Annotated in this window: 1 protein-coding gene and 1 pseudogene; both read right to left on the bottom strand. The window is 65.4% G+C overall.

Going from position 1 to position 1,516, the window contains the following annotated elements:
* A partial coding sequence (locus EN738_RS34205) for an efflux RND transporter permease subunit (protein WP_145967045.1) occupies window positions 1–1,240 on the bottom strand: 1,240 nt, incomplete at its 3' end.
* A pseudogene (locus EN738_RS34200) lies at window positions 1,237–1,516 on the bottom strand (efflux transporter periplasmic adaptor subunit); the annotation flags it as partial. The gene EN738_RS34205 and the pseudogene EN738_RS34200, both read right to left, overlap by 4 nt.

The following is a 1,516-nucleotide window of genomic DNA, read 5'->3' as shown; positions in this document are numbered from 1 at the left end:
CCAACATCATCTCGACCGCGATCATGGCGTCGTCGACCAGCAGGCCGAGCGCGATGATCAGCGCGCCCAGCGAGATACGCTGCAGCGAGATGCCGAGATAGGCCATGACGGTGAAGGTGATGGCGAGCACCAGCGGGATCGACAGCGCCACGACGAAGCCGGCGCGCATGCCGAGGCTGATGAAGGACACCGCTAGCACGATGGCCACCGCCTCGAACAGGGCGCGGGTGAAGCCCGATACCGCTTCCTCGACGATCACCGGCTGGTCGGCGACCAGATGCACGCCGACGCCGACCGGCAGGTCGGCCAGCACCTTGTTCATCTCCTCGTGCAAGGCCTCGCCGAATTGCAGCAGATTGGCGTTGGGCTTCATGCCGATGGCGAGCGCGATGGCGTCCTGGCCGTTGAAGCGGAAGAGCGACGTCGGCGGGTCGACATAGCCGCGCCTGATCGTCGCCACGTCGCTCAGCCGGAAGAAGCGGTCGTTGACGCGCAGGTTGATGGCGCGCAGGCTCTCTTCCGAGGTGAACTGGCCGCCGACGCGCACGCTGATGCGCTCCGGTCCGGACTGGATGACGCCGGACGGCGTGATGGCGTTCTGCGCCTGCAGGCTGGCCACGATCGCCTGCTGGTTGAGGCCGAGCGCCGCGATCTGGCGGCTCGAGAATTCAAGGTAGATCGCCTCGTCCTGGGCGCCGACAAGGTCGACCTTGCCGGCGTTCGGCACGGTCAGGATCTTGGTGCGCACGTCCTCGACATAATCGCGCAGCTGGCGCGGCGTCAGCCCGTCGGCGGTGAAGGCGTAGATGTTGCCGAAAACGTCGCCGAAACGGTCGTTGAAGAACGGCCCGACCACGCCTTGCGGGAATTGCGGCCAGATGTCGTTGACCATGTTGCGCACCTGGATCCACGTCGGCACGACATCGCGCGCCTTGGTGGTGTCCTTCAGGTTGACGAAGATCACGGTCTTGCCGGCGGTGGTGACGGATTTGGTATAGTCGAGGCTGTCGAGCTCCTCGAGCTTCTTCTCGATGCGATCCGTCACCTGCGTCACCGTCTCGTTGACGGAGGCGCCGGGCCAATTGGCCTGGATCAGCATGGTCTTGATGGTGAAGGCGGGGTCTTCCTCGCGGCCTAGGTTCAGATAGGCGGACACGCCGGCCGCGACGAAGACCAGCATGAAGTACCACACCAGCGAGCGATGGTTGAGCGCCCAGTCGGAGAGGTTGAAGCCCTTCATATGGCTCCCCCTTCTTGTAGCTTGACCTGCTGTCCTTCGGCGAGACTGTGGACGCCGGCGGTGACGACGCGCATGCCGGCCTCGAGCCCTTCGCCGACGGTGAAGGTGGCGGCGCCCTTGGCGGCCACCTTGATCTCGCGCGCGCTGACGCTCGACGTCTTCGGGTCGACGATCCAGACCTTGGCGGCCCCGTCCTTCTCGAGCAGCGCCGACAGCGGCAGTTCGATCGTCGGCGTGACCTTGGTCATGCGTGTCGCCGTCACCGTCGAGCCGAGC

Origin of the sequence: Mesorhizobium sp. M4B.F.Ca.ET.017.02.2.1 (genome assembly GCF_003998955.1) — a bacterium.
Classification (GTDB): Bacteria; Pseudomonadota; Alphaproteobacteria; order Rhizobiales; family Rhizobiaceae; genus Mesorhizobium; species Mesorhizobium abyssinicae.
Note: the sequence above shows the minus strand (reverse complement) of the source record. Positions and strands in the feature narration are given on the sequence as shown.